This window comes from Serratia fonticola (assembly GCF_001006005.1).
Lineage (GTDB): Bacteria > Pseudomonadota > Gammaproteobacteria > Enterobacterales > Enterobacteriaceae > Chania > Chania fonticola.
On record NZ_CP011254.1, the window covers coordinates 3,094,427 to 3,111,468 of the forward strand.

The 17,042-nt window shown below is 53.4% G+C and carries 16 protein-coding genes; 4 read left to right on the forward strand and 12 right to left on the reverse strand.

Features of this window, described 5'->3' with window-relative positions:
- Positions 1-92 precede the first annotated feature (92 nt).
- From WN53_RS13700 to WN53_RS13715, 4 genes are read right to left on the reverse strand one after another with little or no spacing between them, the layout of a single operon-like run.
- On the reverse strand, positions 93-386 hold the full coding sequence (locus tag WN53_RS13700; RefSeq protein ID WP_024483667.1) for a ferredoxin family protein: 294 nt from the start codon (positions 384-386) through the stop codon (positions 93-95).
- Positions 383-1,672: an FAD-dependent oxidoreductase gene (locus tag WN53_RS13705; RefSeq protein WP_024483668.1), complete on the reverse strand. Its 1,290-nt coding sequence runs from the start codon at positions 1,670-1,672 to the stop codon at positions 383-385. Before WN53_RS13705 ends, WN53_RS13700 begins: the two co-directional genes overlap by 4 nt.
- 59 nt (positions 1,673-1,731) lie before the next feature.
- Positions 1,732-2,682 carry an electron transfer flavoprotein subunit alpha gene (locus WN53_RS13710; protein WP_024483669.1) on the reverse strand — a complete coding sequence of 317 codons (951 nt, stop codon included), beginning with the start codon at positions 2,680-2,682 and terminating at the stop codon, positions 1,732-1,734.
- A 22-nt stretch (positions 2,683-2,704) separates the two neighbouring features.
- Positions 2,705-3,469, reverse strand: a complete 765-nt coding sequence (locus WN53_RS13715) for an electron transfer flavoprotein (RefSeq protein ID WP_024483670.1) — start codon at positions 3,467-3,469, stop codon at positions 2,705-2,707.
- Between the two features lie 361 nt (positions 3,470-3,830).
- On the opposite strand from WN53_RS13715, the gene WN53_RS13720 reads away from it, so the two are divergent.
- Entirely contained in the window at positions 3,831-4,715 is an 885-nt protein-coding gene (locus WN53_RS13720; protein WP_024483671.1) for an AraC family transcriptional regulator, read from the forward strand.
- A gap of 68 nt (positions 4,716-4,783) precedes the next feature.
- Here WN53_RS13720 and WN53_RS13725 read toward each other — a convergent pair whose 3' ends face one another.
- The 7 genes from WN53_RS13725 to WN53_RS13755 all read right to left on the reverse strand — a co-directional run bounded on the left by WN53_RS13725 (position 4,784) and on the right by WN53_RS13755 (position 13,048).
- Positions 4,784-5,935 (reverse strand): acyl-CoA dehydrogenase, encoded by a 1,152-nt coding sequence (locus WN53_RS13725; protein WP_024483672.1) that lies wholly within the window; start codon positions 5,933-5,935, stop codon positions 4,784-4,786.
- A gap of 13 nt (positions 5,936-5,948) precedes the next feature.
- On the reverse strand, positions 5,949-7,544 hold the full coding sequence (locus WN53_RS13730; RefSeq protein ID WP_024483673.1) for an acyl CoA:acetate/3-ketoacid CoA transferase: 1,596 nt from the start codon (positions 7,542-7,544) through the stop codon (positions 5,949-5,951).
- A gap of 174 nt (positions 7,545-7,718) precedes the next feature.
- On the reverse strand, positions 7,719-8,471 hold the full coding sequence (aroD, locus tag WN53_RS13735) for a type I 3-dehydroquinate dehydratase (protein WP_024483674.1): 753 nt from the start codon (positions 8,469-8,471) through the stop codon (positions 7,719-7,721).
- Between the two features lie 76 nt (positions 8,472-8,547).
- Positions 8,548-9,414: a quinate/shikimate dehydrogenase gene (gene ydiB / locus WN53_RS13740; protein WP_024483675.1), complete on the reverse strand. Its 867-nt coding sequence runs from the start codon at positions 9,412-9,414 to the stop codon at positions 8,548-8,550.
- Between the two features lie 62 nt (positions 9,415-9,476).
- Positions 9,477-10,712 carry an MFS transporter gene (locus WN53_RS13745; RefSeq protein WP_024483676.1) on the reverse strand — a complete coding sequence of 412 codons (1,236 nt, stop codon included), beginning with the start codon at positions 10,710-10,712 and terminating at the stop codon, positions 9,477-9,479.
- A 577-nt stretch (positions 10,713-11,289) separates the two neighbouring features.
- Complete coding sequence (locus tag WN53_RS13750) at positions 11,290-12,498, reverse strand: MFS transporter (RefSeq protein WP_024483677.1); 1,209 nt, start codon at positions 12,496-12,498, stop codon at positions 11,290-11,292.
- Positions 12,499-12,691: 193 nt separating this feature from the next.
- Positions 12,692-13,048, reverse strand: coding sequence for a YdiL family protein (locus WN53_RS13755; RefSeq protein ID WP_037411538.1), 357 nt, complete (start codon positions 13,046-13,048; stop codon positions 12,692-12,694).
- Between the two features lie 295 nt (positions 13,049-13,343).
- On the opposite strand from WN53_RS13755, the gene WN53_RS13760 reads away from it, so the two are divergent.
- From WN53_RS13760 to arsC, 3 genes are read left to right on the forward strand one after another with little or no spacing between them, the layout of a single operon-like run.
- Positions 13,344-13,694, forward strand: a complete 351-nt coding sequence (locus tag WN53_RS13760; RefSeq protein ID WP_024483679.1) for a transcriptional regulator — start codon at positions 13,344-13,346, stop codon at positions 13,692-13,694.
- A 53-nt stretch (positions 13,695-13,747) separates the two neighbouring features.
- The gene (locus tag WN53_RS13765) at positions 13,748-15,037 is read left to right on the forward strand and encodes an arsenic transporter (protein WP_046808081.1); all 1,290 of its coding nucleotides are present in this window, start codon (positions 13,748-13,750) and stop codon (positions 15,035-15,037) included.
- 12 nt (positions 15,038-15,049) lie between these two features.
- Complete coding sequence (arsC, locus tag WN53_RS13770) at positions 15,050-15,469, forward strand: glutaredoxin-dependent arsenate reductase (RefSeq protein ID WP_024483680.1); 420 nt, start codon at positions 15,050-15,052, stop codon at positions 15,467-15,469.
- A 39-nt stretch (positions 15,470-15,508) separates the two neighbouring features.
- On the opposite strand, the gene WN53_RS13775 is transcribed toward arsC, so the two are convergent.
- Positions 15,509-17,041, reverse strand: coding sequence for a DHA2 family efflux MFS transporter permease subunit (locus WN53_RS13775; RefSeq protein WP_024483681.1), 1,533 nt, complete (start codon positions 17,039-17,041; stop codon positions 15,509-15,511).
- Position 17,042: the final 1 nt, after the last annotated feature.

Here is a 17,042-nt window from a genome sequence, read left to right on the forward strand (position 1 = left end):
GCCAAAAGTGCAAGGGCTATCAGCTCCCTCTCCCTACGGGAGAGGGTTGGGGTGAGGGGCTGGCACGCTCTTTCAGGCAGACGTTAACAGGCTCACCCGTAGCGAAACTCGACGCCAAACGTCCCCAGAGGATATTCCCACTGCTTAAGAATGGTGTCGCCGCACAGCACGCGGCAGGTGCCGCACTCCAGACAACCGGCAGAATCGAAATGGATATTGCCTGCGCTGTCTTGCTTATACAGCCCGGCAGGGCAGGCCAGCATCAGCTTACGGAACTCGTCCATATTGGGGTTATCCACCAGAATGATGTGCGGGTGGCCCTCATTAACATGGAACTTGTTGATGCCCAGCTTGACGTCTACGTTGACCGGATTTTCGCTGCTCATAGCGCTGTTGCCCCCTTGATGCCGTCTTTTAATAAATTCATCAACCCAATCTGTTTCACCCTTTTCATCAGAGCCTTACGCACGGGCTGGGTAGGGCTGCCATCGATGGTGAACATATCCCCCATGATGTCCGCGACCATGCGCGGATACTGTGTAAACAGGCGCGGGTTTTCCATCAGCGCAGGGATTTTGCGGAAGTGGTGCACCTCATGCATCACACAGTTTTGCTCCAAGGCGTGCTTATATTCCCCCAGGCTACTGGCGGAAAAGTTCTGCCGCTGCTTGGCTGCAATGGCCGTATTGGCAGCCGCCTGGGCCGATGCAATGGCGAGATCCATGCCGCGTATGGTAAAGCCCAGGTTCAGGCAGAATCCTGCCGCATCGCCGACGATCATCACGCCGCCGTCAGCCAGCGTGGGTATCATCGCCTTGCCACCTTCCGGAACCAGGTGAGCACCGTACTCCAGCAGCTTTCCACCCTGGATCAGCGGGCGAATGGATGGGTGCTGCTTAAAGTCCTCCAGCATCTGGGGCACGCTTTTCCCCGCGAGGCCAATCTCTCCCAGGCCGCATACCAGCCCTAGAGAGATGGAGTCCCGGTTGGTATAGAGAAATCCCCCCCCCATCAGGCCGTTGGACGGAGAACCGGCGAACAGCCAGGCGGCGCCATCATTGCCAGAGAGGTTAAAGCGATCTTCGATCACCGAGGGGGATAAACCGATAAGCTCTTTGACGCCTACGGCATAGTGATGTGGCGAAGAAGGGGGCAACAGGTTAATCGAGCGGCCGAGCATGGAATTCACGCCGTCGGCCAGGATCACTATGTCAGCCTTCAGGATATCGTCGCCCGCCTGCACGCCGGTAACCTGATTACCTTCCCGTATCAGCGCGTCGACGCGGACGCCCGAGATAAACTGTGCTCCGGCCTGTTCGGCTTTTTCCATCAGCCAGGGATCGAAGCGGTTGCGCAGCACGGTATAAGACGCCTGAGCGGCAATGTCCGGTTTTTCGCTGTGAAAATCGAGCGTGACGGCGCTTTCCTCCGTCATGAAAGAGATCTTCTCGCGGGTGACCTTGCGCTCTACCGGCGCTTCTTCCGCGAACCCCGGCATGATGCGTTCCAGGCTATGGGCATACAGGCGGCCCCCGGTCATATTCTTACTGCCAGCGCTGTTGCCGCGTTCAATGACCAGCACATCCAGCCCGGCCTGCGCCATCACGTAGCTGGCTACGGCACCTGCGACGCCAGCACCGACCACGATGGCATCAAATTTATCATCCGACATGCTTATGCTCCCTATCCCGCCGCGGGTATGCGGCGGGATGCGTGCGGTGTATCAAAGGGTTAACGACCAAATTGGTCGATCAGGGCAGGGACCACTTTGTAAATGTCGCCCACCAGGCCGTAATCGGCATAGTTGAAGATCGGGGCGTTTTTGTCTTTATTCACCGCGACAATGATCTTGGCACCGTTGCCGCCGACCATATGCTGGATCTGCCCGGAAATGCCCAACATCAGGTAGAGATCGGATTTCAGCTGCACGCCAGATACCCCGATATAGCGCTCGCGCTCCATCCAGTTTTCGCCCTCGGCGATAGGACGAGAACAGCCAACTTCCGCTCCCAACAAGGCTGCCAGCTCATGGACCATTTTCAGGTCGTCCTGTGCTGCCAGCCCACGTCCGACACCAACCACGCGTTTGGCCTTGCTGAGATCGACGCTGCTCAGCGCTTTGGCACGGCGCTCTTTGCAGAGGATTTCCTGGCGTGGGGCAACATAGCTGAGCTGAGTGACCAGGCAGTCATGCGCCGGGTCGGCAGCAGCAGGCTCCATCACGCCGGGAGCCAAGGTGATGATGGCGGTGGTGGTATTGATTTTTTCTTTACCGAAGGCCAATCCGCCGTACATACGATGTTCGGCGATGAAATCAGCCCCGTCGACGTGTACGGCGGTTACATCGTTCACTACCGCTGCGTTCAGTAACACCCCCAGGCGGGCGGTGAGTGCTTTACCGCGTTTGGTGGCTGCCATCAGCACCAGGGCCGGAGTCTGTTCGCCGTTGACCTCTTTCAGGATGTCCGCCAGGGTCTCAGCATAATTTTCAATGCGCTGCAGTGTGGAGGTTTTCTCCAGCACGTAGATGCCATCTGCACCTAGAGACTTGAGCCTGGCAACCTGTTCGCTGTCCTGCACGATGGCATAAACATGCTCGCCCCACTGGCGTGCGCCTGCCATCAGTTCGCCGTAGCGCTCAACGTTGTCGCTGAACACCCATACGTTTGTCAGTTTACTCATGATGATTTTCTCCAGTCGTGGGTTAGTTCAGCGCTTTTTTCAGATGGTCCGCCAGCTCGGCAATGGCTTCCGGCGAGTCATTTTCCAGAATGATGCGTTGGCGCTGTTTCTGTGGCGGTACGGTGATCTCGACCAGCTCGGCCAAAGGCGGCGTCTGGCTCCAGGCAATGTCATTGGCTTGCCACTGATTGACCGGCTTTTTCCCGGCGCCGAGGATCGCCTTCATCGTCGGAATGCGGGGAACGTTAATATCTGAGGTCACGCAGATCACTGCTGGAAGTGGTAGTTCAAGCACTTCCACCTCTTCTTCTAACGTGCGCTCAACCAGCACACGGTCACCGGCAAACTGGATCTGGCTAACGGCATTAACGGTAGGGAGCTGCAAGATTTCCCCAACCAACAGGCCCACCTGCTGGGCGTATAAATCCCCGGAACCTTCACCAAACAGCATCAGGTCAAAGCCGATTTTGTCTGCGGCGGCGGCCAGCGCGTGTGCGGTATCCATCGGCAGCGCGTTTTCCAGTTGCGCATCCTGCACCAGATAAAGCTCATGAGGGCCGCGCGACAGCACGTCCTTACGCACCTTGGAGTTTTGCAGCAGCGAGCCGCCCACGCAGAGCGCGGTAATCTGATCGTTCTCGGTTGCCAACTGGGTGGCGGCCTCGATCGCATTCAAATCGAACTGGCTGATTTTGGCTTCGGCGTGATCGAAATCGAGCGTACGTTGTGCGGTAACCACAATATCTTGCTCTTCGGGGACCAGCTTAAAGCAGGTTATTATTTTCATGATATCTCCTGTGGGTCGCTCGCTGGCGGCAGAGAGCGTTCTATCAGCGGAAAGGACAAAAAGCATGACAATATATTGCGAGTGCGCAGGGGGATTTACGACTGGATAATCTGTTTTTGTTGCTAACAATCTTGCAAAAAAACGGCTAATAACGGATGGATTGCCGTGCGGGAAAGTGGTTTGCCAGTGAGCAAGGTAAGCTGGCGGCGCGATCGTAGAGATTTTATTTTCGTGCCATCTTGCATGCGGGGCAAACTATCTTGTTTTAGTCGTCTGGGCTCATATTGTATATTGTTTTCTGTCGCTCTATTTTAGCCACTGATCATTTTGCCAAAGCCAACTGTATTGTGTGGAGGTTGCCATGTTTCAGCGCTGTTTCGATAATAAAAAAGAAGCCCTTTTTGCGCAGGGGATGACGCCAAAACTCTCGCGGTTCGTCATCAGTGACGATCCCAACTGGGAGTCTGGGCATCATGTGCATAATGATGAGAGCGAGCTGATTTACGTTAAGCAGGGGGTGGCCAGGCTGGTCATCGACTCCTCTTACTACGTGGCACACGCTGGTGATATCGTGGTTATTGAGCCTGGCCGCCTGCACGCGGTGGCATCGGACAGCGCCTCCCCGGCCACCACCTATACCTGTGCTGTCTATGGTTTCAAATTTCAGGGCTGGGAAGAAAATCAGATTTTACAGCCTCACTCCTGCCCGGTAGTTTCCGTTGGGCAAGGGGGGGAGGTGATAAAAACGATCCTTCATGAACTCGGCGTCAGGTTACCCCAGCAGAAAAACGAGTTAACCTCATCGATTTATGATGCTTATGGTTATGCCCTCACCGCGCTGTTTTATGAGAACTTTAAAAACGCTTACCGTTCAGAATTGGGATACATTAAAAAAGATGTGTTGGTGAAGGATGTGCTGGTTTATTTGAATAATAATTATCGTGAAAAGATCACTCTCGAACAGCTAGCTAAAAAGTTCCGCGCCAGCGTCAGCTATATTTGCCATGAGTTTGCTCGTGAATATCATATATCACCGATTAATTACGTTATTCAACGCCGGATCACCGAGGCCAAGTTTACGCTGACTAATACCGATAACAGCCTTAATGAGATCGCTTGGCGGGTCGGGTACGAAAACGTCGACCATTTTGCCAAATTATTTATGCGCCATGTCGGATGTTCCCCAAGTGATTATCGTAAACAGTTCAATAATAACTTGGCGGAACCGGTGTGTTTACCGGGTTGAGTCTGCTGGTGGCTTATTGATAACTCGCCAGGAGGTTGGCTTTGGCTACCTCCTGGCGTTTTAGTGCCTTATTTGCTCTGGTAATCTTTCAGGATCTGGCGGCCAGCAATGTAAATCATGATTTCATCGGTGCCACCGCCAATCCTTTCGCAGCGCACGTCACGCCAGAAGCGGGAAACGCGAGCCTCATCCGTATACCCCAGCCCGCCCATGATCTGGATGGCATCATCAATGACTTCCATCGCCGTACGGGCGCAGTGGAGCTTACACAGCGCGGCGCTAGTGCGCAGTGACTGCTTCTGATCCGCCTGCCAGGCGACCTTCATCACCATATTGCGCATGTTGTCGACCTTGATCGCCATCAGCGCCAGCTTTTCCTGGATCATCTGGTTATGGCCGATCGGCTTGCCGAAGGCGATACGCTGGTTGGCGTAACGGGCGGCATCTTCAAACGCGCACTCGGCGAAGCCAGCGCTGCGTGCGGCGTTGATCAGGCGTTCCATTTCAAAGTTGTACATCACATTGAGGAAGCCCATGCCTTCTTCACCGACCATATCGCTCTCATCCACCTCAACGTTATCGAGGTAAACTTCGCAGGTGCTCAGCATGTGCCAGCCGATCTTGTGCAGCGGATTGACCTTAATGCCCGGCTTATTGGATTCCATCCACCACAGGGTGAAGGCCTTTTTCGGATCTTTGGGCTCGGGATCGCGCGCCAGTACCAGCATATACGGGTATTCTTTCGCACCGGTGATAAAGGTTTTTTGCCCGTTCAGATACACCTTGCCGTTTTTACGGGTGTAGGTGGTGGTCGCGGCGCTATTGTCCGAGCCTGCGCCCGGTTCGGTCAGGGCCAGCGCATAGGCCGGATCGCCGGTGGCCAGCGTACTTTCTGCCGTCTTGCGCAGCTGTTCGGCTGAGCCGAAACGACGCATGCTGTGAATACACTGGCCGTTGGTGATCAGGAACGCCGGTGCGCCACATTTGGAGACTTCCATCAGCGCCAGCATCTGGGTGACATAGTCCGCCGGAATGCCGCCGAATTCTTCCGGCACACCTAACAGGGAAATACCGCTATCGGCGAGCGCGCGCATAAACTCGGTAGGGTAGGTTGAGGTCTGATCGCAGGTGCGGAAATACTCTTCCGAAAAGTTATTGCCGATCAGTTCCCGAATACTGGCAAGCAGCAGTTCCTGCTCTTCAGTTAAAGAAAAGTCCATAGCCTTACTCCTTTTAATATACTGCTTCAGGTAAAGTGAAACCCATGACGCCGTCGATAAACAGTCTTTCGTCCATCAGTTTTAACTGCGGGGAAATAACCGGGGCGAAATCCATTTTTGCCAGAATGTCTTTTTCCAGATCGACGCCGGGGGCAATTTCAACCAGGTGCAGACCATCGGCTTTGAGCGTAAAGACGGCGCGTTCGGTGATGTAGCGCACGTCTAATCCCCGCTCGAGCGCGATTTTGCCGCTAAAGGTGATCTCTGGTAATTGCTTGATGAATTTTTTGACGCGCCCTTCCTGCACAATATTCAGCTTGCCGTCGGCGACCTCGGTTTTTAAACTGCCGGCGGTCAGGGTGCCGCAGAACACAATCTTTTTCGACGTCGCGCTGATATCGATAAAGCCACCGGTTCCCATGATTTTGCCGTTGAATTTGTGCACGCCAACGTTGCCCTGTTGATCCACTTCGGCAAAACTCAGGTAACAGACATCCAGCCCACCGCCGTGGTAGAAATCGAACTGAGAGGTCATATCCAGCACGGCGCGGGTGTTGACGTTCGCACCGAAGGCCACGCCTTGAGAGGTAATGCCGCCGATGGGGCCGGTCTCGACCGTCAGTACGAAATCATCGGCACACCCCTCTTCGCGAGCGACCAGGCCGATGCCGTCGGCAATGCCCACCCCAACGTTGCCCACCGCTCCTTTACGCATCTCAAATAGTGCACGTCGCGCCACCAGTTTGCGCTGGTTAAGGGGCAGGGCGATTTGGGTGCTGTCATCAAGCACGAAATCGCCGGAAATAAAGCGGTTCACCGGGGCGCCGCCATACAGCTGCGTCTGCTGTGGATCGACCACCACGATATCAACCAGATAGCCAGGGATGCGCACTGATTTAGGGTGCAGCGTCGCCTTCTTGACCATCTTTTGCACCTGCATCATCACGATGCCGCCGTTGTTGTGCACCGCCTGGGCAATCACCAATGCGTCCAGATACATCACCTCGTCTTCGAACGAGGCATAGCCTTCGCTGTCGCAGGTGGTGGCGCGAATAAAGGCGACGTTGGGCGCAATAGCCTTGTAGTAGAGATATTCCTGGTTATCGATCTCGACCAGCTTGATGAGATCTTCTTTGGTCACCTCATTGAGTTTGCCGCCCTGCTGGCGCGGATCGACGAAGGTACCAATCCCGATTTCGCTTAAAATCCCCGGCTGGTGCGCCGCTGCGGCCCGCAGGGTTTGGGTCAACACGCCTTGGGGATAGTTGTAGGCCGCAATCTTGTTCTGCTCGGCCAGATCGGAGATGCGTGGGGATTGCCCCCAATGCCCGCACAGCGCCCACTTCACCAGCCCGACCTGTGCCAGCGGGCTGATGCCACGATCGGCCCGGTCACCTAACCCTGTCGGGCTGATTAATGACAGGTCACGCGGGGTTTGCGTGGTTTGATATTTTTCTGCCAGCGCGGTAATTAAGGTGGTGGCCTCCAGAATACCGCCACCGGCCCCTAATACGCACAAGGTGGCTTCGTCAGGAATATAATTTACCGCCTCTTGTGCCGATAATACCGGGACTCTGCCATTGAATCTTTTCGGCTTTACCAGATCCATAACTACTCCTGTTGATGACCGATGCATTTATTTTGCGGGGCGACCAAACCCACACGCAGGCGTGCGGATGCCGCAATTAAGCTGCATTAAAATTGAATGCTCTTTTAAGTGACTTGTTTTATTCGGCGGGAATACTATTATTCCCGCCGACAGTAATATCAGTGCACCACTGAATTAATGCAGTATCGTTAATATGGTGCGTAAATCCGTGACGGAGATTTGCCCAGGTGCGGAGGCTTTCTTGACTGCGCCAAAGGTAGCCGCTGAGCCAAAGGTTTCGCCCGCTAGCCGGGACACAATGCCGGTTTTGGCCATCGACATGGTGATTATCGGTCCGTGGGCATGCTTCTCGTGCATTTCCAGCGTCGCGGCCAGCAGCGTCAATACGTCACTTTTGTTTTGCGGCATCAGGGCGATTTTCGGAATATCGGCGCCCAATTCCTGCATTTTGCACAGGCGTTTGACGATTTCCTCCTGCGGCGGCGTTTTATGGAAATCATGATTCGACATGATGACTTTGACGTTCTTGGCGTGGGCATGGGCCACGGCCTCTTTGACCAGTTCGTCACCGGTAAACAGCTCCAGATCGATCATATCGACCAGGCCGCTGTCCACCGCCGCCAGATTGAGCGCGATATAGGCCTGTGCGGGCAACGCCTGCTCACCGCCTTCCTGGGCGCTGCGGAAGGTGAACAGCAGCGGCTTGTCGGCAATGATCTCTTTGATCTGATGTGCGGCGGCTATCACGTTGCTGAGCGTGGCAACATCCGCAAAATGATCGACGCGCCACTCCAGAATATCGAAATCGGCGTGACGATAATCCTGCGCTTCAGCCACCACACTAGGGATATCTTTACCCATCAGCGAGACAATGATTTTTGGCGCACCTTCGCCGAACACAATGTTTTTTACGGTTATGGTTTTCATTTTTACCTTTTGCATGCTGTTTTGCCGCAATCAATAAGGTGGTGATTTAAGCCCATCACCACGCGCTACGGGAATGCTACGCCTCGAATCCCATTACCTGCTTAACGTATTCCAGTGGGAAATCTTTGCCAGTCCATAGCTTGAACTGTTCGGCGCCTTGCCATAACAACATGCCGTAACCGTCCACCGTTTTGCAACCTGCCTGTTGGGCCATTTGCAGCAACTTGGTCATGTGCGGGTTATACACGCACTCCGTCACCAGCAGTTCCGGGCGCAGCATGGCGATGTCGCTGACGATACTCTCGTTTTCCAGCGGCTTCATCCCGACTTTGGTGCCGTTAGTCAGGATATCCGCGCTGGCGATGGCGCTGGCAAACGCTTGCTGGTCTGCCAGATCGGTCACGGTTACCTTGCAGTCGGTGTTGTCGTTGACCCGTTTGGCGAAGGCGAGCGCCTGTTCAAAGAACTCGTCCTTACGATTAAACAGCTTGATCTCTTTGATGCCTTCAACGGCGGCCTGAGCGCCGATAGCGGTAGATGCGCCACCCGCGCCGACCAGCACCATGGTTTTGCCCTTGATATCAAAACCGGTTTCCTTGATGGCCCGAATATGCCCGGTACCGTCGGTGTTATAGCCGCGCAGATAGCCGTCGTCGTTGACGATGGTGTTGATAGCGCCGACCAGTTTGGCCGCTGGCGTCAACTCATCGACATACTGGCAGGCAAACTGCTTGTTAGGCATCGAGACGCCGGTGCCGCGCATTTTTAACGCCTTCAGCCCTTCAATCGCACTGGCGAAGGTGGTGGTGTCGACTTCGAAAGCCATATAGGTAAAAGGTAGCCCGACTTTATCCAATGCTTTATTTTGCATCTCTGGCGATAAGCTGTGTCTGATCGGATAGGCCATCAGCCCGATAAGCTCATATTTTGCGGTTACATCCATTCTAAACTCCTTGTCTAACCATGTTCGTGTGGGGCGCAAACCTGCGTAATTGCTGTTTTGGGTTATTGGAAAAAGCGCTCACCCAATCGCAGGTCACTTTGCGGGACTTTGAATACTCTGTAATAGCGAATGAAGACGATGATGGCGGTAACAAATGCCAGCAGGGCAAAGGCAATATCCAGCAGGATGATGTATTGCAAACCAATGGTGGAGAGGTAGCCGGTAATCAACGGGATCAAGAAGTTGGCTAACCCGCCCATCATCATATAAACGCTGGTGACCTTGGCTTTGCTTTTCGGGAAAAACTCCGACATGACGGAGACGCCAAGTTGCAATATCCCACCGGCGGCAGAGAAACCAATCGCAAAGGCACCAAGGTTACAAACCAGCGGTGAGGGATACAGATAGATAATGGTTGCCGCGATCACCGAGACACCGGCGTTAAACACGTTGGCCCACACCGGGCGTACGGTGCTTTTTAACAGCAGGGCGAAGATAAACACGCACATCAGCGAGCCAAGGCTATACCAGGAGATGGTTTTCAGCGCGTCGGCCTCCGCCATACCGGCAAATGCCATGGCGTATTTAGGCATCCAGACCACGATCACGTAGAAGGTAGAGAATGCGGCTACGCCGAAGATAACGGAGGAGACGCCCTCCAACCAGGCCAGCGGCTTACTGTTCATCTGCGGCAACTCTTTGGCCACGGAGGCATCAACCAGCTGGCTCGGGAACTTGCTTTTAAGCAGCAGCAAGGTGATCAGGACGAACAGGATCCCCGGGATAACCATTGCGTAGCCGTACCAGATGTGGCTGACCAGCAGGTAGCTGACCAGCATCGGATAAAACATCTGGCCGAAAGAGACCATGGCTTTCACCAGGATCACCGCCGAGCCGGAAGTCTTGGGATAGCTCTCCATCAGGGCAGGATAGCCGCCGGTATCAAGCGCCGCATTGGCAACGCCAACGCAAACCGCCAGGCCAAAGGCGACGATCAGATTAGGGCTGGCCGGGATGCCAAAGAAGAACAGAATATACAGGGCGACGCCGATCAAAATGGCGGCGCGGCGGCCAAACTTATCCGATATCACGCCAAAGAACAGAATACTGACTAGCCGGCCCAACCCAATGCCGGATATCAGGTAGGCAATACCCGCGTTGTCGGTGCCGAACTTCTCGGCCAGTGGCGTCATGTTTTGCGCCAGCGTAATGACGCTGGCGCCGTGGAGAAAATAACTCAAATAGATACTGATGACCGCTAACAAAAATGGCGCTTTGAAGGCCTTGCTCTGGCTCATGCTGTTCTCCGCTTGTCGCTAATTTTTTACGTTTTTGGATCCAGGGGACCTGTTGTTCTGGTGGCCTTTCTTTTTAATCAATCGTTAATCATTGCGGGAAAGTAATGGGTGGAAATATCCCGATAAGTCACACTGCGGTAAATAACTTTGGTCATGGATAACCGCCAATACACCGGCAACCTGACGTGTGCTGAGTATAGGTAATGCAGTAGGTGATAAATACGTAATATGCCGTTTTAGTTTTCAACTTTATTGCAGGGAAAGATGCTGAGACGGCGCGTGATGGTGTTGCCGAATTGTGCCGGTATTTCCCCAGCTAAATTAGGTGCGAAGGGCTGTAGCCAGGTGTTTCCTTTTTGGGAGCAGTGAAAGCTAATGGTTATTAACAAGCTATTTACTTTGTCTGGGGGGCAACCTCAGGCTGAATACTGTCTCATATTGCATGCGGTCATAATAATATTGTCTCTGCAGCCAGCCGGAGGAATAAAACCACATTTTCCAACCGGCTCATAACGTAGGGGCGCTGCATGCTGCGCCCGTTTATCTGCGTGTTCAGGAGGAGGTAAAAGGTGTGGGATCAGTTGATAACTTGGGCCATCTTGAAGGGACGGTTAGCTTCTTTATGACTACGGTAGCCAATAAACAGCGCCAGTAGAAAACCACAGGCTGCAATAGCGGTATCGAACCACATAATGTTGGCGATACTGGTTTCGGAAATCTTGGCGGTAATCAACGGAATGGTGAAGGTTGCCAGGCTGCCGGCGCTGTAATAGATGCCGGTGGCTTTGCCTTTCGCATTGGGAAGGCGGGTAGCCATCAGCGTCAGCCCCAACTGCATGACCCCGCCTGCGGCAGAGAAGCCGATAACAAAGGCGAAAACCATCACGACGTACATGTTGGGATACAGGCAAACGGTGAGTAAGGTAATGAAAGAGATAAAGGTATACAGCATCAGAAAGGTGGTTGATTTAAACCTTTTCTTTACCAGCCCGGCGGTGATGAATACGCACATCAGTGAGCCGATAGTGTAGATGCTCAGCAGCTTGATCGACATCGTATAGCTCATACCCGCCACAAACTGGCCATACTGTGCCAGCCACTGGCTGATCAGGTAAAAGGTGGCCATGGCGATATAGCCATAGAGGGTATAGCTGATCAGATCAACAATGGAACAGCGGTGATTGTCATCTGTAGCTACATCGGGCTCGGCGGCCACTCGTCGCCCCGGGTGAGCGGGGAATGGGCAGCGCAGCAGGAACAGGCCGTTGAGCAGCATAATGCCGGCGGCGATCAGGAAGGACCAGCCAAACCAGACCTCAGCCCAGACCAGCAGGCTGATGACCATCGGCAACATAAACTGGCCGCCGGAGACAAAGGCTTTGATCAAGATATTGGCAGTGCCTGGCGACTTGGGGAACGCCTCCATCAGCGTAGGGTAGGTGCCCGAGTCGAGAAAACTGTTGGCGACGCCGGCTAAAAAACCAAATACATAAGCGATAATAATGGTGTGGCTAAGCAGAATGCCGAAAAAGAAGCCCAAATAGCACACTATCCCCAGGAAAATAAAGGGTCTGCGGCCAAAACGATCGGATAACATGCCGGTGATTAATAACACACTTAGCCTGCCAATGCCCAAAGAAGAGATGACGATAGAGATGCCTGCGGCATCGGTGTGCCATTGTTCTGCCAGATAAGGCATATTCAAGCTGATTAATATTACCCCCATACCGTGCACCAGATAGTTCAGATACAGCCCCAAGGCCGTTGGTACATACTTGTTTTCCATAGGTTGTTGCTCAGAAACTCGTTCATAATAAATAATTCGTGCCGGGAAAAACGGCTGGGCACGAGATTGTTACAGGCGTTAGCCTGCTGTCAGGAGTGATAGTCAGTTAAAACTATGGGCAGACGGTGTTGATAAGCCGTCCTTATTAAATTCCGTCCAGGTTAACGAGCGCGATTTATCCTATTAGTTTGGGTTAACATAGCCGCTCTAGATCATAAGCATAAAGTTGTGCGGCAACCGACTGATAAATTTTCCATTCCAGATAATCACCTTGGGGGTAGACAGCCAGGAAGGACGCATAATCGGGGAAGAAGCGCATGGTGTTATTCCCAATGCGATTGTTGATCTTGTCGATGATGGCGTTGATGTGGGTTTTTCTTTTTTTAATCATTTTTGTGAATGTATCAATAATAGCGTCCGGTATTTCACTTTCACCACGCTCCCATTGTTGCCATGTAGCTAAATTGTTGTCAGGTGAAATATATGTCGCACATTCTTCGACCGTCATAAAAAAAAGCTGACGCAGTGCCTGCAGTTCTAAATGATTCATGATGACGCAGATCCACGTTAGAGAAAACCATGCAGAATAAATAGCATTATTGGGCGTTTTTCGTCTTGAACAGGCTCACACTATTTGGTGCAATATTATTTGTTGCCGGGGTGTGAATATATTGCCGCATTATGGCTTCTTAATTGGCTTAAATGTAAAGCCATATTGCCGGAGCGACACAACGTTGACCGCTTTCTGGGGCAAGGGAAGAAAACATATATGAAAATTCAAATGTGTTGTTGACTTGAAAGCGCCTGTGGGTATGATTTATCCACCGATCGTAGTGGAGAGACCTATGACCCTGACTTCCTTGCAGCTGTTCAAAATCCTGTCGGACGAAACCCGCCTGGGTATCGTGTTGCTGCTCAAACAGCTGGGTGAACTGTGCGTTTGCGATCTTTGCACCGGGCTGGAAGAGTCGCAACCCAAGATCTCGCGCCACTTGGCAATGCTAAGAGAGTGCGGGTTGCTGCTGGATCGTAAGCAGGGCAAGTGGGTGCATTATCGTCTTTCCCCGCATATTCCTGCCTGGGCAGCCCTGGTTGTTGAACAAGCCTGGTTGAGCCAACAGGACGAAGTCCACACTATGGCACGTAAGCTGGCAGCGGCGAATGGCTCCAGCGAGGGCAAAACCCTGTGTAGCTAAATTTTTTGCGCAAACACATATGAAAATACATATATAAAATTGAGGTGGTAAGTATGTTATTGGCTGGGGCGATATTTATCCTGACCATTGTGCTGGTGATCTGGCAGCCGAAAGGGTTAGGGATTGGGTGGAGTGCCACACTTGGCGCGGGGCTGGCCTTGATCACCGGAGTGGTGCAGATTGCCGATATCCCGGTGGTGTGGAATATTGTCTGGAATGCCACGGCGACCTTTATCGCCGTGATCATTATCAGCCTGTTGCTCGATGAGTCTGGCTTTTTCGAATGGGCTGCGCTGCATGTCTCCCGCTGGGGAAACGGGCGGGGGCGCCTGTTGTTCACTTACATCGTGTTACTAGGCGCAGCCGTGGCGGCTTTGTTTGCCAACGATGGAGCAGCGCTGATCCTGACCCCCATAGTGATCGCCATGCTGTTGGCGCTTGGGTTCAGCAAAGGCACCACGTTGGCGTTTGTCATGGCTGCCGGGTTTATTGCTGATACCGCCAGTCTGCCGCTGATTGTGTCCAATCTGGTCAATATCGTCTCGGCAGACTTCTTTGGTCTGGGCTTCACGCAATATGCTTCGGTGATGGTGCCTGTCGATATCGCTGCGATTATCGCGACGCTGGTGATGCTGCACCTATTCTTTCGCAAGGACATTCCGCCGACCTATGATCTTGAACGACTGAAACAACCGGCGAAAGCCATCAAAGATCCGGCCACGTTCAAAACTGGCTGGGTGGTATTAATCCTGCTGTTGGTGGGTTTCTTCGTGCTGGAGCCGCTCGGCATTCCGGTCAGCGCTATTGCTGCCGTGGGGGCGCTGATCCTGTTTGCGGTGGCCAAAAGAGGCCATGCCATCAACACCGGGAAGGTGCTGCACGGCGCGCCTTGGCAGATCGTCATTTTCTCGTTGGGGATGTATCTGGTGGTTTATGGCCTACGCAACGCCGGGCTAACGGAGTACCTCTCCGGCGTGTTGAACCTGCTGGCGGAGAATGGTTTATGGGCCGCCACGCTTGGCACCGGCTTCCTGACCGCATTCCTGTCATCCATTATGAACAATATGCCAACGGTGTTGATTGGCGCGCTGTCCATTGAGGGGAGTACTGCGTCAGGAGTGATTAAGGAGGCCATGATTTACGCCAACGTTATTGGCTGCGATCTGGGGCCAAAAATCACGCCGATTGGCAGCTTGGCAACGCTGCTCTGGCTGCATGTCTTGTCACAGAAAAACATGACGATCACCTGGGGATATTACTTCCGTACCGGAATTATCATGACCGTACCCGTGTTGTTGGTCACGCTGACGGCCTTGGCGTTACGTCTATCCATCACTTTGTAGCGAGGAACACCCATGATTACGTTCTACCACAACCCGGCGTGCGGCACCTCACGTAATACGCTGGCGCTGATTCGCAACAGCGGTACAGAGCCAACGATCGTCCATTATCTGGAGACACCCCCCAGCCGCGCTGAACTGGCGAAACTCATTGCAGACATGGGGATCAGCGTGCGGGCCTTGCTGCGCAATAATGTGGAACCCTACGAGCAGTTAGGGCTGGCAGCAGACGTCTTCACCGACGAGCAACTGATCGACTTTATGCTGCAACACCCGATTCTGATTAACCGGCCGATTGTGGTGACGCCGCTGGGGACCCGCCTATGCCGCCCCTCCGAAACGGTGCTTGATATCCTGCCCGATCCGCAAATAGGGGCATTGGCCAAAGAGGACGGCGAAAAGATTGTTGATGTCTCCGGCAAACGGATTAAGTAAATCGGGAGGCGCGCCAGCGCCTCTCTAATTCCCCGTTTATCACCCCGCCTTGGCCGTATTAAACGGCGGCTTGGCGAACCACACCAGCAGGGTCAGCATCAGGAATACCCCGGCAGAGAGATAGAAAATATCGTTGGCCGACATCAGCAGGCTCTGCTGGGTAATTTGATCGTTGATATAGGTCGCGGCTTGCTGCTGATTGAACCCCAGATGTTGCAGATGGTGATCCAGGTTGATCGCAGCCGGGTTGAATTGCGTCACTGACTGCGTCAGCTGCGCATGATGAAACGATTCCCGGTGGCTCCACAGGGTCATGGTGAGTGACGTGCCGATCGAGCCAGATAACGTCCGGAAAAAGTTGCTCAGACTGGTGGCCGCTGCGAATTTTTCTGGTGCGAGCCCTGACAATGAAATGGTGGTCAGCGGCAGGAAGAAGCAAGCCACGGCGAAACCCTGCATCAACTGCGGCAACACCACGGCAGTAAAATCAATCGCCGGATTAAACGTCATCGCACGCCAGTAGTAGCAACCGGCATACACGATAAAGCTAAAGGTCACCAATACCCGCATATCAATACGATCGCCGTAGCGGCCAATCAATGGCGCGATCAGCAGCGGCATCAGCCCGATGGGGGCATAGGCCAGCCCTGCCCACACCGAGGTGTAATCAAACACCGTCTGTAGCAGTTGCGGCATCAGCACAATGGCCCCGGCGTAAATCAGATACGCACAACTGATACACAGGATGCCGATGCTGAAGTTACGTGAACGGAACAGGCTCAGATCGATGATCGGGTTATCGTTGGTAGCTTCCCAGATAATCAGCAAAATCAGCGCGACTACGGCGATCACGGCCAACACAATCACGGTGGTAGAGTTAAACCAGTCGAGGTCTTTGCCTTTATCCAACATGATTTGCAGGCTACCCACACCGAGCACCAGTAGGCTCAGGGCGAACAGGTTGATTTTTACCGGCTCGGTGGGCGTTTCTCTTCCTTTCAGCTTCCATGCGGTAATGGCAACGACGATGATGCCGAATGGAACGTTGATTAAAAATATCCAGCCCCAGTCGTAGTTATCGCAAATATAGCCGCCAATAATCGGGCCAAAGATCGGGGCGATAATCACCGTCATCGACCACAGCGCCAACGCGATATTACGCTTCTCTGGCGGGTAGTTACGCAACAGCAGGCTTTGCGATAGTGGGATCAACGGGCCTGCGACCAATCCCTGAATGACGCGGAAAAAGATCAGCATATCGAGATTGGTGGAGAACCCGCAGCACAGCGACGCCAGTGCAAACAACGTCACCGAAGCTAAAAACAGCTTACTCTCGCCGAACCGCTGCGCCAGACGCCCGGTTATCGGGATGGAGATCGCATTGGCGACGCCAAACGAGGTGATCACCCAGGTTCCTTCGTCCGTAGAGGCACCCAGGAACCCGGAAATGGTGGGAATGGCGACGTTGGAGATGGTGGAGTCCAACATCTGCATAAAGGTCGCCATCGACAGCGACAGCGTCACCAGGATCAATGACCAGCCTTTTAACGGCAGCAGTGTGTTGTTGCTCATA

Coding starts and splice junctions, on each gene's coding strand:
- ydiB (WP_024483675.1), bottom strand. CDS start 9,414: ATGGATGTAACCGCAAAATATGAGCTTATCGGGCTGATGGCCTATCCG.
- WN53_RS13760 (WP_024483679.1), top strand. CDS start 13,344: ATGACCCTGACTTCCTTGCAGCTGTTCAAAATCCTGTCGGACGAAACC.
- WN53_RS13765 (WP_046808081.1), top strand. CDS start 13,748: ATGTTATTGGCTGGGGCGATATTTATCCTGACCATTGTGCTGGTGATC.
- WN53_RS13715 (WP_024483670.1), bottom strand. CDS start 3,469: ATGAAAATAATAACCTGCTTTAAGCTGGTCCCCGAAGAGCAAGATATT.
- WN53_RS13725 (WP_024483672.1), bottom strand. CDS start 5,935: ATGGACTTTTCTTTAACTGAAGAGCAGGAACTGCTGCTTGCCAGTATT.
- WN53_RS13705 (WP_024483668.1), bottom strand. CDS start 1,672: ATGTCGGATGATAAATTTGATGCCATCGTGGTCGGTGCTGGCGTCGCA.
- aroD (WP_024483674.1), bottom strand. CDS start 8,471: ATGAAAACCATAACCGTAAAAAACATTGTGTTCGGCGAAGGTGCGCCA.
- WN53_RS13755 (WP_037411538.1), bottom strand. CDS start 13,048: ATGAATCATTTAGAACTGCAGGCACTGCGTCAGCTTTTTTTTATGACG.
- WN53_RS13700 (WP_024483667.1), bottom strand. CDS start 386: ATGAGCAGCGAAAATCCGGTCAACGTAGACGTCAAGCTGGGCATCAAC.
- WN53_RS13720 (WP_024483671.1), top strand. CDS start 3,831: ATGTTTCAGCGCTGTTTCGATAATAAAAAAGAAGCCCTTTTTGCGCAG.
- WN53_RS13775 (WP_024483681.1), bottom strand. CDS start 17,041: ATGAGCAACAACACACTGCTGCCGTTAAAAGGCTGGTCATTGATCCTG.
- WN53_RS13750 (WP_024483677.1), bottom strand. CDS start 12,498: ATGGAAAACAAGTATGTACCAACGGCCTTGGGGCTGTATCTGAACTAT.
- WN53_RS13745 (WP_024483676.1), bottom strand. CDS start 10,712: ATGAGCCAGAGCAAGGCCTTCAAAGCGCCATTTTTGTTAGCGGTCATC.
- arsC (WP_024483680.1), top strand. CDS start 15,050: ATGATTACGTTCTACCACAACCCGGCGTGCGGCACCTCACGTAATACG.
- WN53_RS13730 (WP_024483673.1), bottom strand. CDS start 7,544: ATGGATCTGGTAAAGCCGAAAAGATTCAATGGCAGAGTCCCGGTATTA.
- WN53_RS13710 (WP_024483669.1), bottom strand. CDS start 2,682: ATGAGTAAACTGACAAACGTATGGGTGTTCAGCGACAACGTTGAGCGC.